This window comes from Panacagrimonas sp., from assembly GCF_965216805.1.
Classification (GTDB): Bacteria; Pseudomonadota; Gammaproteobacteria; order Nevskiales; family Nevskiaceae; genus Panacagrimonas.
In genome coordinates, this window is the sequence record NZ_CBDCGN010000002.1 from 229,006 (window position 1) to 243,444 (window position 14,439).

The following is a 14,439-nucleotide window of genomic DNA, read 5'->3' on the forward strand; positions in this document are numbered from 1 at the left end:
CGTTCTTCGTAGTCCCGACCACTTGATCGCAGGGCTGAGGTTTTCCGCATGACCGCACCGCTGGACATCGCCATCATCGGACTCGCCGGCGTCTATCCCGGCGCGGCCGACGCGGGCGCGTTCTGGCAGAACATCTGCGACAAGGTCGACGCCATCACCGATGCCGATCCCGAATGGGTGGGCCCGTATTTCGAGGCCGACACCAAGGCCGACGACCGCATCTACACGGTCAAGGGCGGCTTTCTGCGCGAACTGGCGCACGTCGATCCGCTGGAAGTGGGGGTCATGCCCAACATTGCCGCGGGCGCCGATCCCGATCACCTGATTTCGTTGAAGATGGCGCGCGACGCCATGCGCGACGCCGGTTACCTGGACCGCAAGTTCGATTCGAGCCGCGCCGGTATCGTCATCGGCCGGGGCACTTACGGCAATCGCGGCTTTGCGAGCATGCTGTCGCGCGGCTTCTTCCTCGATCAGATGATGGAGGTGATCCATCACCTGCGGCCGGACTTCAGCGCGCAGGACATCCGTGCGCTGCACACCGATTTCAAGAAGCAGTTGCCGCCCTATGGCGGCGATATGGTGGGGGTGCTCACCCCCAACGCCATCGCCGGCCTGATCGCCAATCGGCTGGACCTGATGGGGCCCAGCTTCATCGTCGACGCGGCGTGTGCCTCCACCCTGATCGCGCTCGACGCGGCCACGCGTGAGCTGTCCACCGGACGCTGCGACCTGATGATCGCCGGCGGCACCCATGTGCAGACACCGGCCATGCTGTTTATCCAGTTCTCGCAGATCGGCGCGCTGTCGCGCGACCGCCTGCGGCCGTTCCAGAAGGGCGCCGAAGGCACCTTGCTGGGCGAGGGCTGCGGCATGCTGGTACTCAAGCGCCTCGCCGATGCCGAGCGCGACGGCGATCGCGTCTACGCCGTCATCAAGGGCATCGGTACGGCGTCGGACGGCAAGGCCAAGGGTCTGCTGGCGCCACGCCTGGAAGGCGAGGTACTGGCGGTGCGTCGCGCTTACGAGTCCAGCGGCATCGATCCGTTGACGGTGGATCTGATCGAGGCTCACGGCACTGGCACCAGCGTCGGCGACGCCACCGAGATCCAATCGCTGACGCAGGTCTACGGCGCCCGCGGCGTCGGCCCGCACATCGCCGTGTCTGCGGTGAAGTCGATGATCGGTCACTGCCTGCCCGGTACCGCGGCGGCGTCGATGATCAAGACGGCGCTGGCGCTGCATCACAAGATCCTGCCGCCGATGCTGTGCGACGAGCCTGATCCGGCGCTCAACCTGGAACGCACGCCGTTCTACATCAACAACCAGACGCGGCCGTGGATCCACGGCGGCGCCACGCCGCGGCGCGCCGGGGTCAACGCCTTTGGATTTGGCGGCATCAACGCCCACGTGATCCTGGAAGAGTATTCCGGGCCGCGGCGCGAGCTGGTGCCGTCGTCGCAACTGCTGCCGCCGCGCGCCAGCGAGATGCTGCTGCTGTCGGCGGCCAACCATGCGCAACTGGTGAGCCTGGTGCGCTCGGTATTGGCGCACCTGCGCAGCGCGCATCCGCCGGGGCTGGCAGAACTGGCGCAGTCCGCGGCGCGGCGCGCGGTCGGCGAGCATCGCCTGGCGCTGGTGGCGGAGAGTGCGGAGGAGCTGACCCGCAAGCTCGAAGCGGCGCTGGAAAAACTCATTGCACCGGATTGTCGCCCGTTCAAATTGCGTGGCGGCGCCGCCTACGGTCGCGGCGCGGCGCCGGGCAAGCTGTGCCTGTTGTTCCCCGGCGAAGGTTCGCAGTATCCCGGCATGCTGGCCGAGTTGTGCCTGCACTTTCCGCAGGTGCGCGACTGGTTCGATTTCATCGAGGACAACGCGCGCGCCCGCGGCAGTCGCTCGCGTTCGGAACTGTTGTTCCCTGCGCCCACGGTGCTCAACACCGAGCAGCGCGCCGCGCTCGAAGCGGCGCTGTTCGACATGGATGTGGGCGCCGAGAGCGTCTACGCCGCCAGTCTCGGGCTGCAGGCGTTGATCGACGATATCGGTCTGCTGCCGGATGCGATGCTGGGTCATTCCACCGGCGAGAACACCGCGCTTACGGCCGGCAAGGTGCGCCGCTTCGTGCACCGCGAAGAGGTCGCCGAGGCGGTGCAGTCAGTCAATGCCTTCTTTCGCAAGCTGGAGGCTGAAGGCCGCATCGCCCACGGCAGCTTGCTCACAGTCGGCGGCTTGACCCGCGACACCCGCTCGCAACTGATGGCGCAGGTGCAGGCCGCGGGTTGCCGCATGCAGCTGGCGATGGACAACTGTCCCAACCAGGTGGTGCTGTTCGGTCCCAGCGACGTCGCCGCGCAGTGGCGCGAACGCCTGGCCGCCGACGGCGCAATCTGTCAGGAGCTGCCGTTCGGGCGCGCTTACCACACGCCATTGTTCAAGCCGCTGGCGGACGCCTTTCGCGCGTACTTCAAGACCCTGGATTTCGGTCCAGGCCGGGTACCGCTGTACAGCGCGCGTGCCTGTGCGCCGTTCCCCGAAGAGCCCGACGCCATTCGCGAACTGGCTGCGCAGCAATGGGAAAATCCGGTGCGTTTTACCGAAACCCTGGAGCGCCTGTACGCCGACGGTTTCCGCGTGTTCCTGGAAGTGGGTCCCAGCGCCAACCTCACGGCCTTCGTGTCCGACACCCTGCGCGGGAAAGCCGACGTGCTGGCACTGGCCACCAACAGCCGCCGCAAGGATGGACTGGCGCATCTGCAGCAGACCTTGGCGCAGTTGTTCGTCGCCGGAGTGCGCTTCGACGCCGCGCGGCTCTATGCGCATCGGCGTATCGACGAATTCGACCTGCTGGCCGATCCGCGTCCGGCTCCGAAGGCACGGCCGCGCAATGCCATCCCGATGCCGGAGGTGCGGCTGCCGGAGGCCTGGAAGCAGCGCAAGCCGCCACCGATCGTCGCGGCGCCGGCGCCGGCGACGCCGGCCGCTGCATCGGCACACGCGGCCGAGTCGGCGCCGTCAGCGGCGGCGGTATCCGAGGACCCGCGCGCGCAGGCGCTGCGCGCCCACTTCGGGTTGATGCAGGAATTCCTTGACAGCCAGGCGCGCGTGCTCGAAATGGCGGGCGTGCTGCCTTCGTCCGCAGCCGCTGGCGCAACGCTGCTGGCCGCCGATGCGGACCGGTTTCCCTTGCTCGGGCCCATCGTCGACAGCAGTGCCGACATGCTGGTCAGCGAGCGTCGCTACGATCTGCTCACCGACCTGTTCATTCGCGATCACTGCATTGGCGGAGCGCCCAGCGCACGCGAGCCCGAGCTGCTCGCCATACCGGTGATCCCTTTCACCTTCAGCATGGAGATCTGTGCCGAGGCGGCGATGCGCCTGCTCGACCGCAGCGATCGCGTGGTGGTGGCGCTGGAGAAATGTCGCGGCAGCCGCTGGCTGTCGCTGGACGATGGCCAGGTTCAACTGCGCATCGTGGCCGAACGCGCGGGCAGCGACGGCGAGCAGGACCGCATCCAGTGTCGTCTGTTCCTGCAGGATCCGGGTGGTCCGGCCGGTGGCATGGCGGTATTCGAAGCCCAGGTGTTGCTGGCGGAGGCTTATCCCGCGCCGCCGGCGCCGATGGGCTGGACCTCGCCCGATGCGCAGGCGCCGGTGTTCAACGCCGACGGCAGGCTCTACCGCCGCGGCATGTTTCACGGACCGCGTCTGCAAGGCGCCGTGCAGGTGCGCCGGCATGGCGACGCGCACATCGACATGGATCTGCAGACGCTGCCGACGCAGGATTATTTCGCCTTCACCACGGCGCCGCGGCTGCAATTGGATGCCACCCTGGCCGATGTGCTCGGGCAGACGTTCTATTACTGGCTGCAGGAACGTGAGGGCGCGCTGACCAATTGTTTTCCCTACCAGGTCGCGCGCCTGAGCCTGTATGCGCCGCCGCTCCCGGCGGGTACGCGCGTGAGCAGCCGTACGCAGCTTGGCGTCGCCGGTCCGGAGCGTCTGAGCGGCACCATCGAGGCGCTGGGGCCCGACGGACGCGTGCTGATGCGCGCCGAGGGTTGGGACGATCGAACCTTCGAGGTACCGCAACGCTTCCACCGTTTCCGTCTGGAGCCGGCGCAGGGCGCGCTGGGCGAACCCTGGATGGACGGCTTGTTGCCGCCGGGGCTGTTCGCACGCCGGGTGGCACCGTTCGAAAACGATCTGTTGAGTGCCGGGGGCGGTATCTGGGGTCGCGGCCTGGCACACATGGTGCTGGGCCGCGCAGAGCGCCAGCAGTTCTATGCGCTGCCGGCCACCGGGCCACGGCGTGCGCAGTGGCTGATGGGTCGTGTTGCGGCCAAGGAGGCGGTGCGCGACTGGGTGCGTTACAAGCACGGCCAGACACTGGCCAGCGCCGACGTCGAGATCGTGGCGGACACGCACGGCAAGCCGCTGGCTCGCTGCGCAGCGTTGGGCCTGAGCCCGATGCCGGCCGTATCGATCTCGCACAGCCAGCAGTGGGCGGCCGCGGTCGTTGCCGAACCGGGGCTGGATCTGGGGCTGGACTATCAGCGCCTGGATCGTCTGCAGGACGAGTCGCGCCTGATCGCGGCGTTCGATGCCGAGGAGCGGCGCTACATCGATGCTGCCAACGACCGGCCGCGCGTCGCCTGCGCCCTGTGGTGCGCGCGCGAAGCCGCCGCCAAGGCTGCGGGTCTGGGCTTGCAGGGCCGCCCGCAGGATTGGCGCGTGGTGGATGCGCGGCTGGATCCGCGCGCAGTGAGTTTCGGTTCCGTGCGCATCCGGCACGGTGACAGACTGTACGACGTGGCCCTGCAGTTCGAGGGCCGCGAGGCGCTCAGCGCGCTGTGTCTGAGCGCCGCCAGCGGCATGCCGGTGGCCACCGGCTGAGCATCCGATTCCGGTTTTCCATCATTCTTGCGGACACCATGACCAAAACACTTTTCATCGGACTGGACGGATGCACCTTCACCGTCCTCGACCAGATGACGCGCGACCTGCCGGGCGAAGGCCTGACCATGCCCTTCATGAAATCGGTGATGGAGCGCGGCGTGCGCGCCAGGCTGCGTTCCACGCCCAACCCGCTGACGCCGCCGGCCTGGTGTTCGATCATGACCGGCAAGAACCCGGGCGAGCACGGCGTGTTCGATTTCATCCGTGCCGAGGACAAGGGCGGCGAGGTGTTCTGGACCCTGTACGACGCACGCGACATCGATACCGAAACCATCTGGTCGATCTGCTCGCGCAAGAACCGTTCGGTGGCCGCGCTGAATTTTCCGCTGACCGCGCCGGCACCCGAGGAACTCAAGGGATCGATCGTGCCCGGCTTCATACCGGCCAAGCACCTGCGCCGCAACACCCATCCTCGCGAATTGTTCGAGCGCATCAAGACGCAGATTCCGGGCTTCGACCCCAGGGAGCTGGCCTGGGATTTCGACAAGGAAAAGCAGGCGATGGAGTCGCTGTCCGCCGACGAGACCGCCAAGTGGGTGCGATATCACCTGCCGCGCGAAGAGCAGTGGTTCAAGGTGGCGGAGTTCATTCTGGGCAACGATGCGCCGGAACTGATGGCAGTGATGTTCGACGGTACCGACAAGATCCAGCACCAGGCCTGGCCCTGGCTGGACCAGGCCCTGCTGCCTTCGAATCCGCAAGGCCACGACAAGCAGATGCGCGAGGTGTGCCTGGAGTACTTCCACAACCTCGACGGCTATATCGAGAAACTGGTGACGATGGCAGGACCGGACACGCAGGTGTTCTTCGCCAGCGACCACGGCTTCACCGCATCGACCTTCGTGCTGCGCATCAACGCCTACCTGGAGGACATGGGTTATCTGGCGTGGGCGCACAGCGACGGCAGCGACCAGGCGATCCGGCGCGAGGCCAGCGATTTCGCAAACCTCGACTGGAGCAAGACCACCGCGTACTGCCGCACGCCCTCGTCCAACGGCATCCACATCCGTGTCGCCGAAAAGCCCGGCGATCCCGGTATCCGCCCCGAGGACTACACCCGCTTCCGCGACCAGCTCATCGTCGATCTGCTGGCGCTGAAGGACCCCGACACCGGCGAGCAGGTGATCGTGGAGGTGCTCAAGCGCGAAGAGTGGTTTCCCGGCAAGCACATGCTGCGCGCCTGTGATCTCACCCTGGTACTGCGCGATCACGGCTTCGTGTCGATCAAAAACCTGCGGCCGGTGGTGGCTCAGCGTCCGCACGCGGCCGGCACCCATCACCCGGACGGCATCTTCATGGCAGTGGGGCCAGGCATCCCGGCGGCGGGCGAGGTGGGCCTGCGCCAGATCGTGGACGTGGCGCCTACGCTGCTCTACAGCCTGGGCGTGTCGGTGCCGTCGGACTTCGAGGGCGTGGTTCCGGGCACGTTCTTCAGTCCTGAATGGATGGCCGCGCACCCGGTCAAGAAGGGCGCGAAAACCCGCGCCAGCGGGCGCCGCGCGCTGGACCAGGAAATGGATGCCGGCGAAAAACAGCAGATCATCGAGCAGCTCCAGATGCTCGGTTACATGGAGTAGGCGGCAATGGACCCGGCGACGCCCGAACTCGATGCGCAGGGTCTGGTACTGGGCCCCGGGCCCGGCGTGCAAGGCTGGATGGATTTCGAAGCGCCGGTGTATCCCTTCGGACACCGGCTGAAAAACTGCACCTTGGGCGCGTTCACATTCTTCAATGCGGCTGGCCAGACCAGCGCCTATCGCGTGCGTTTCGGCCGCTATTCGCAGATCGGGGAGGGTTCGGTGCTCGGTCCACCGGAGCATCCACAGGACTGGTTTTCCAATCATCCCTTCGCCTTCACCCGACCCTCGTTGATGCCCAGCATCTACCGTGCGCCGCAGTTCGTGCGGCTGGGGCCCGAAGAAGGCAGCGCCGATTCGTACGTCGACGGTGTGGTCAACGACACCTGGATCGGCCACGAGGCCTATGTCGGCGTCGGCTGCTACGTCAGCCGGGGCGTGCGTATCGGTGACGGTGCGGTGATCGGCGCGCGCAGCGTGGTTACCCGCGATATCCCGCCCTATGCGGTGGCCGTCGGTGCGCCCGCGCGGGTGATCCGCCTGCGATTCGCCGAGCCGCTGGTCGAACGCCTGCTGAAGCTCCAGTGGTGGCGCTACGACCTGGCTCCCTACAAGCAGCGTGTGAATTACGCGCACCTGGAAGACACGCTGGCCTTCTTCGAGGATGAGTTGGCCGCCGGGCGCCTGCAGCCCCTGCGACCCGAGTGTCATCGCTACGTGCCTGGCACTCCGTTGCAACCGATCGCCTCGCCGTTGTACTGCGGATGAGCGTGCGGCGCTGGCCGGAAGCGGAAAGCGGAAGGCGGAAGGCGTTCAACGCAAGGGCGTGCATAACAGCCGAAGGACGCAAGCAAAGACGATTGGCGTGGTCGGGCGGCTCCTCGGGTGCATGTGCGGGCATGGCTTGGGTTAAGTTATGGCGCGTCCCGCCTTCCACGCACCAGACCAAATAAATGCTCCCTGCCGACAATCCCCACCTGACCCCGCTGATCGAGTTGCTGGAGGACTTCACGCAGGACTGGGATCACGAGTTCTCCGGCGAGATGGGGCCGGACACGCGCCTGCTCGCCGATCTGGGCTTCGAATCCATCGACATCATCCAGTTGGTGGTGGCGATTCAAGAGGAAGTGGTGCGCAGGAAGCTGTCCTTCGATCAATTGCTGATGAAGGACGGCCGCTACGTGGACGATTTGTCCATCGGGCAGATCGCGGGTTACCTCGCAGCCAACACCTGAAGCCCGGCTTTGTCACGCTTGATCTCCGCCGCCTGTCGTCCGTGCCCCGCAGGCGCAGCGCACCCGCGGCGGCACGGTGCGGCCCGTCCTCGCCGCTGGCGAATCCCGGCTGCGGTCGTCGTCCATGGCTTTCATTGAAGTCAACGGTGCGCGGCTGGCCTGGCAGCAACTGGGCGAAGGCCCCGATCTGATTCTGGTCCACGGGCTGGCGACCAGCCGCGCATTCTGGATGCCGACCGCGATGCGCCTGCAGACGCGGTTCCGGGTGACTCTGTTCGACCTGCGCGGCCACGGCTATAGCAGCCGCCCGCAGCAGGGATATCGCCCGCAGGATTTTGCCGCCGACCTCGTCGGATTGATGGACGCGCTGCAGCTTCAGCGCGCAGCCCTGGTCGGTCACAGCTATGGTGGCGCCGCGGCGCTGGAAGCCGCCGGGCTGATCGGGGATCGCGTGACGCATCTGGGTTTGCTGGATACGCGGGTGGCGCGTCTGCAGCCGCTGATGCGGCTGCACGACGGTCCGCGTATCAGTGAAGTCGAGAAACAGGTCGCTGCCACCACCGCACACGACTGGGCGGCACTGCCGCAGGTCGGGTATCTGTTCCTGGAAGCCGCCGCGCGCATGCAACTGTCCGGGCAGCCAGTGCAGGCGCGTGACGACTTCGCGCCTTTCGGCCAGGGCCGCGGCGCGGCCCGCGCGGCCAAGGCCTGGCTGGACCTGCTGGACCAGACCAGCGCGCGGGCGGACCTGGACCAGCCCGGCATGCATGAAGATCGGATCGCGGCGCTGGCCATGCCGGTGTACCTGATCTACGCGGAATATTCGCGCTGCGCCGCGTCGGCCGAAGCGCTGCGGCGACTGCTGCCGCAGGCGCGCTATCGCCTGGTCGCCGACGCCGGCCATTTTTTTCCGTTGAGCCAGCCCGATTGGGTGGCGCAGTGGATCGAGGCACTGGTCTCGGAGACCTCGTCCGCGGAGCCTGGGCGGTAGAAGCGCGCGTTTGCCTGCGCGGCTGCGGCCTCGCCGACTCGATCAGACTCTCTGGAGCGGCGCGGTCAGCCCTGCGCTCGCGGCAACTGCACCACCTCGGTGCCCGACACCCAGTCGCAGGGTGCGCGGCGGCGTGCATCGGCCCGCATCCATGCTGCGGCCACGACGGTTACCAGCACACAGGCGAGCGCGATCGGGCGCATCGCATCGTGCTGCGCGTAACGCGGAATCAGCAGCAGACCGGGCGTCAGCACCACGGCCCAGGTGGTCAGCATCGCGGTGTATCGCAGCAAGGCGATCGGCCAGCGCAGCGACGCCGCATCCAGCCGGCGCACCTGCAGTCGCCAGGCATGCATGCCCAGGGTCTGGCCGCCGCGCGTCCATGACCAGCCGAAAAATCCCAGCCCGATCGCGAAAAAGTAAAGCTGCATCCACGCGGCCGAGCGCGGCAGGCCCAGCATCTGTTGGCGCACGATCACTTCGATCAGTGCCGCCGCCATCCATAGGCCCAGCAGCAACAGGCCGTCGTAGGTGGCGCTAGCCAGTCGGCGCCACAACGGCGCGGGAACGATCAAGTTGGACATGGAAGACTCGCAAGGCGCAGCCTGTTAGTTTGCGGCAAACCGTTTCCGGGAGAGAGCCCATGCGTCTGGTCGTCGCCCTGTTGCTGATGCTGGCCGGCTCTGCCGCCTGGGCCATCGATTGCGATCGTTCCGACATCGATGTCGACATGCGCCGCTTGATGGGTGGCGCGGAGAATCTGTGCCAGACCTACGGCGGGCAGGTGATGCTGGTCGTCAACGTGGCCAGCCAATGCGGGTTCACGCCCCAGTACGAGGCGCTGGAGCAGACCTATCGCCGCTTTCGCGAACGGGGCTTTGTGGTGCTGGGGTTTCCTTCCGGCGATTTCGGTGACCAGGAATACGACGACGAGGCGCAGATCGCCAAGTTCTGCAAGGTCAATTTCGGCGTCAGCTTTCCGATGTTCGGCAAGAGCGCGGTCAAGGGCGACAAGGCCAACCCGCTGTTCCGCGGCCTGATCGCGCGGACCGGCCAGGCGCCGGGGTGGAACTTCAACAAATACCTGATCGGGCGCGACGGCCGCGTCATTCGACACTTCCCCAGCGATGTCGCGCCCGACAGCGCCGAGTTGCGCACGGCCATCGATGCAGCACTGGTGGGCGCCGCTGCGCGCGAAGTGACCGGCCGTTGAGGCTTGCAAACCGCGGAATCGGATGGTCAGGGCGGGTGTTGCGCCCATCCCGTCGCTGTCGGGAGAAGGGTGCTGTAGTTGGGCCTGCTTCCAGTCGTGTCAGCCAGGTGGCAAGACGCTGACAAGACGATCGGGCGCAGTCGTAACGCCTGGGAAGTTAAAGCGAACATAAAAGAAGTTGAGGTGGTGCCCCGGGCAGGAATCGAACCTGCGACCCTCCGCTTAGGAGGCGCAGGTACGATATTCTCTAGGCTCATGTTCACAAAGAGTTTTTACAGGTCCAGATGGTTGCCCATCTGCTCTGTATCTGCTCGTCGAGACAATGGCCTACTACAAAGAGCGTCGCTGGGAAGTAGAACGCGAATACGCGGACGGACGCAAGAAAGTCCTGAAGCAAGTTCGCCACGATTTCCGCATCACCCAGCCTGACGGGCGGCGGGTTACGCGCTCGTTCAAAACGCTGGAGGCAGGCAAGCGTTGGCTCGCGGAGCAGGAGCGCTTCGTTGAACTTGGCGCTGATCTGGCGGGCGTCGAACGCGCGAAGAAGATCACCGTCGCGAAGATCGTCGATCAGTACATGGACGAAATCGCGGGAACGCTCCGTTCGCCGGGAGCAGCCAAAAGTTGCGCGGACCCCATCCGGCGCGAGCTGGGGACCATCCCGCTGGCCGCGCTCACTCCGGAAAGGGTCGGCGAATACCGCGACAGTCGCCTGCGGCAACGCTGCCGTCGGGGCGGCGGCCGGGAGGGTGATCCGGTTGTCGAGCTGGACAGACTCGTGAAGCCGCCGACGGTGAAGAAGGAGATGGCCTTTCTCGCGCGCGTCATCGACATCGCGATCAAGCGCTGGGGGTACCGACTACCGTTTGGCAATCCCGCGCGCGGCGTCGACCGCCCCCCGGAAGGTGATGGCCGCGATCGGAGGCTCAATGAGGGCGAGGAAACGCGACTGCTTGCGGCGTGCGTCTACAACGAGCCGTTGAAAAATGCCGTCATCCTTGCCATCGAAACCGCGGCTCGTCGCGGCGAGTTGTGCGCCCTAGGGATTCTCTGATTTACCTCTCGAAGTTGCACGCTGTTTGCGTTTCAATCTGGAACGGACAGACGGATGACTTTGATGAAGCAACAGAGCCTGGGCAGTGGATTTGAGAAGTACGCGCGCACGACCAAGCGGGCGCGCTTCCTGGAGCAGATGGACTCGGTGATGCCGTGGTCCTCGCTGTGCGAGGTGATCGAGCCGTATTACTTCAAGGATACCGGCAGCGGCGGACGGCCACCGATAGCACTGGAGCGGATGCTGCGGATCTACTTTCTGCAGCAGTGGTTCGATCTGTCGGACCCGGCGGCCGAGGAGGCCTTGTACGACTCGGCGTCGATGCGCCGTTTTGCGGGGATTGACCTGGGCCTGGAGGCGCCGCCGGACGAAACCACGATCTGCAAGTTCCGCCACCTGCTGGAGCGCAACACCCTGGGCAAGCCGCTGTTTGACCAGGTCCAGCGCTACCTTCAGGAGCAGGGCTTCAAGATCAGCAAAGGGACGATCGTGGATGCCACGATCATTGGCGCGCCGAGTTCGACCAAGAATCAGCAACAGCAGCGCGATCCCGAGATGCACCAGACCAAGAAAGGCAACCAGTGGTACTTCGGCATGAAGGCGCACGTGGGTGTCGACAGCCGGACCCGGCTGATTCATTCGGTACAAGCCACGGCGGCGAACGTGGCCGACTGCCGGGTATTGCCGGAACTGCTGCACGGCCAGGAGACGCGGGTGTGGGGTGATCAGGCGTATCGCGGTCAGGGCAGCGTCATTCGTGAGAAGGCCCCGCAGGCGCTGGATTTCACCAACCGGCGCTACCGTCTCAAGGGCGTCATCGACGAATCAGAGCGGGCGAAGAACCGGACCAAGTCCAAGGTGCGCGCCAAGGTCGAGCACGTCTTTGCGGTGATCAAGCTGCGCTTCGGTTTTACCAAGGTCCGCTACCGCGGTCTGGCGAAGAACCTGCACCGGCTGCAGGTGACCTGCGCGCTGGCCAACCTGTACCTGGCGCGCGCTCAATTGATGAAGCTGCAGCAGGCGTAATCCGCCTGCTGCACAGCGATTGAGGCCGAAAGGCCAAGAAACGAGGCATCCGAGGCGATCCAAGCACCCATAATTCGGATTTCTTATCGGCTTGGGGCGCCAGTCACCAGGTAAATCAGAGAATCCCTAGTCTGGGGAGATGTGAACTTCGAACGTCGCACACTGCAAATCCGAGCAGAAGATGCCGGGGCAGCCAAGACCGGCACGAAACGAACGGTGCCACTCAGCCAGCGAGCCATTGATCTTCTGACGGAGACGAAGCCGAAGCGTGCCAAGGACGACGACTCCCTGCTCGGGTTCAAGGTCGATTCCCTGAGCCAGGCGTTCGACCGGGCGTGCAGACGTGCTGCGATCGACGGCCTACGTTTTCACGACCTTCGGCATGAGGCCACGTCTAGGCTCTTTGAGCTGGGCCTCGACATGATGGAAGTCAGCGCCATCACCGGGCACAAGACGCTGGATATGCTCAAGCGTTACACTCAGCTTCGTGCCGAGCAGATCGCCGCCAAGATGGATCGGCTGGCTTTGCAGGCGGCCGACAGTGCGTCTCTGGACGTGCAAATTGCCGCAATTTTTAAGGAATTGCGGCTGCTGCGGCAGATGAAATAGTCGCCGCCTCGGTAGCTCAGTGGATAGAGCATCTTCCTCCTAAGAAGAGGGTCGCAGGTTCGATTCCTGCTCGGGGCACCAACTTCATCTCCGTGATGTTCCCGTTCGGTGAGCATCCAAGCACAACAGTGCAGCCCGCACGGCCAGCCGTTGGGATTCGATCGTCACTTTCTTCTCTTCCGCGATCCATGCTGACGGCGCCCCGACGATCTCATCCAGGATTTTCTCAACTTGAACCTTCGCTCGGTCAGCTGCTGCTCGGTGATGAGATATTCGCTGGCGGCTCACGCCCATAGTTTCAGCAAGCCTGCTCGCCCCGCCTCGGCTCACGAAAGCTGGGTTCTTCAGCATTAGGCCTATACGAAAAGCGTTCGGTCGAATCCTTCTCCTGACGAGCTCATGAGCAATTTGGCGAACAGAGCGGCTTGAAAGTAAAAGCTCGTCCCGCTGGACCCACTGATCGAATCGAACGCCGGTGTTTCGAAACTCGTTCAGGGCCTCTTCAGAGCCGTGTTGACTCAAATGTGCCCGCGCAAATTCATATAGCGATTCTTGCCGAGCGAGCTTCTGACGGAGGTGGGCGAACTCTTCGAGCTCAAAGATTTGCTTCTCCACGCGACGGACGTAGTGCAGAAGGTCTCGGCTTAGGGATGCGAAACGTTCATGGTGGGCGCTTCGGCGATCGCTGTGAACGTGACGAGCGCATCGAAACGTCCTTGGCCGCGCGTCTCGAAAGCACAGCTCGCAGGTCCTGGTGATCCCGATCGGCGCGTTCGGGATGATCGTGATGCGCGGCCGCAGTGCCTCGCCGAGCTCGGAGAGGAACACGGTCAAGACGTAGTCGGGGTCTGCGCGCCACTCGACGCCGCGGTTCTTTGATTGGCACACGCGCTTGTACGCGGCCAACACGCTGGAAACGCTCTCTGCCCGCTGCCCGCGTGGGTCTCTGGAGACTTCGCGAAGATAGCCGGCGGGGTTGAGCGCGAGATCGGGCATCCCGGGCATCGTCCGAACAATACGATCAGGTGCTAGGCGATCCAGCAGGCCGGTGCGAGACACCGCGCCAATGACGGCGCGCAGGTCGACCGTTGCATCGCCATCGCGACGTCTCGCCGCCGAGAAGCTGTTGATTGCCTCTACCGCCGATGCTAACGCCGGACAGTCGTCTCGGTTGGGACTGGACCTCCGGTGAACGGACGTCGCAGACAAGATCAAGACGTCCCGTATAAAGAGCCGCCCATCGGCATCCACCTCGTGCGCGGCGGCGGACATCACCGCATCGACGCGCTTGGCTGCGGCGAGGATCGATCGGGGCGAGAGGAACGTCCGCGCGCTGATGCCGGTTACGGGAGCTCCAGCCAGGCGCTGAGCCCAGATTGATAGATCGCGCTGCCACCGGTCCCTGCCGTGGCGATCGCGTGCTGCTGTTAGGCAAGCGAAGTCCCGAACAACTGCCGCGAATGAAACGCTCTGCTGCCCGGATATTCCTCTGTCTTGCGCGAGTTCGTCCGCATGTCGCCAGAGCTCAGCGAGCCCCTCACGGAAGCCGGGAATCACGCGCTTGTGGAGAGCGCAATAGCGCCGAGCTGGCAGCGCTCGCGACGCGCCCTCTGCCTCGCGTTGCGCTTCGGCCGGCCGGCCGCAGGTCGCGCAGAACCGGATCCGTGGGATGGAATCTGGCTTGTCAACGATCTGGCCGGTTGATCTCGACATCGGAAGCATTCTGAACAATCGAATGCTCGTCCCGCCACCGCTGCAGGAATAATTTTCGAAGCCAC

11 protein-coding genes and 1 tRNA gene are annotated in these 14,439 nt (G+C 65.1%); 10 read left to right on the plus strand and 2 right to left on the minus strand.

Features of this window, described 5'->3' with window-relative positions; genetic code table 11:
• Nucleotides 1–48: 48 nt before the first annotated feature.
• The 5 genes from ACOOHP_RS01110 (at nt 49) to ACOOHP_RS01130 (ending at nt 8,759) form a co-directional block, all read left to right on the plus strand.
• Nucleotides 49–4,893, plus strand: coding sequence for a beta-ketoacyl synthase N-terminal-like domain-containing protein (locus ACOOHP_RS01110; RefSeq protein ID WP_420464624.1), 4,845 nt, complete (start codon nt 49–51; stop codon nt 4,891–4,893).
• Nucleotides 4,894–4,931: 38 nt separating this feature from the next.
• The gene (locus ACOOHP_RS01115; RefSeq protein ID WP_420464625.1) at nt 4,932–6,533 is read left to right on the plus strand and encodes an alkaline phosphatase family protein; all 1,602 of its coding nucleotides are present in this window, start codon (nt 4,932–4,934) and stop codon (nt 6,531–6,533) included.
• 6 nt (nt 6,534–6,539) lie between these two features.
• On the plus strand, nt 6,540–7,301 hold the full coding sequence (locus tag ACOOHP_RS01120; protein ID WP_420464626.1) for a CatB-related O-acetyltransferase: 762 nt from the start codon (nt 6,540–6,542) through the stop codon (nt 7,299–7,301).
• Between the two features lie 185 nt (nt 7,302–7,486).
• Nucleotides 7,487–7,768 (plus strand): phosphopantetheine-binding protein, encoded by a 282-nt coding sequence (locus tag ACOOHP_RS01125; protein WP_420464627.1) that lies wholly within the window; start codon nt 7,487–7,489, stop codon nt 7,766–7,768.
• A gap of 124 nt (nt 7,769–7,892) precedes the next feature.
• Nucleotides 7,893–8,759 (plus strand): alpha/beta fold hydrolase, encoded by an 867-nt coding sequence (locus ACOOHP_RS01130; protein WP_420464628.1) that lies wholly within the window; start codon nt 7,893–7,895, stop codon nt 8,757–8,759.
• Between the two features lie 65 nt (nt 8,760–8,824).
• On the opposite strand, the gene ACOOHP_RS01135 is transcribed toward ACOOHP_RS01130, so the two are convergent.
• On the minus strand, nt 8,825–9,343 hold the full coding sequence (locus ACOOHP_RS01135; RefSeq protein WP_420464629.1) for an RDD family protein: 519 nt from the start codon (nt 9,341–9,343) through the stop codon (nt 8,825–8,827).
• Between the two features lie 59 nt (nt 9,344–9,402).
• Between ACOOHP_RS01135 and ACOOHP_RS01140 the strand changes: the two genes are divergently transcribed.
• The 5 genes from ACOOHP_RS01140 to ACOOHP_RS01160 all read left to right on the plus strand — a co-directional run bounded on the left by ACOOHP_RS01140 (nt 9,403) and on the right by ACOOHP_RS01160 (nt 12,742).
• Nucleotides 9,403–9,972 carry a glutathione peroxidase gene (locus tag ACOOHP_RS01140; protein ID WP_420464630.1) on the plus strand — a complete coding sequence of 190 codons (570 nt, stop codon included), beginning with the start codon at nt 9,403–9,405 and terminating at the stop codon, nt 9,970–9,972.
• Between the two features lie 322 nt (nt 9,973–10,294).
• On the plus strand, nt 10,295–11,026 hold the full coding sequence (locus ACOOHP_RS01145) for a hypothetical protein (protein ID WP_420464631.1): 732 nt from the start codon (nt 10,295–10,297) through the stop codon (nt 11,024–11,026).
• A 63-nt stretch (nt 11,027–11,089) separates the two neighbouring features.
• Entirely contained in the window at nt 11,090–12,052 is a 963-nt protein-coding gene (locus tag ACOOHP_RS01150) for an IS5 family transposase (protein ID WP_420464632.1), read from the plus strand.
• A gap of 114 nt (nt 12,053–12,166) precedes the next feature.
• On the plus strand, nt 12,167–12,661 hold the full coding sequence (locus ACOOHP_RS01155) for a site-specific integrase (RefSeq protein ID WP_420466924.1): 495 nt from the start codon (nt 12,167–12,169) through the stop codon (nt 12,659–12,661).
• Nucleotides 12,662–12,666: 5 nt separating this feature from the next.
• A tRNA-Arg gene (locus ACOOHP_RS01160) sits at nt 12,667–12,742 on the plus strand.
• Between the two features lie 3 nt (nt 12,743–12,745).
• On the opposite strand, the gene ACOOHP_RS01165 is transcribed toward ACOOHP_RS01160, so the two are convergent.
• Nucleotides 12,746–14,218, minus strand: coding sequence for a hypothetical protein (locus ACOOHP_RS01165; RefSeq protein WP_420464633.1), 1,473 nt, complete (start codon nt 14,216–14,218; stop codon nt 12,746–12,748).
• Between the last annotated feature and the right edge of the window lie 221 nt (nt 14,219–14,439).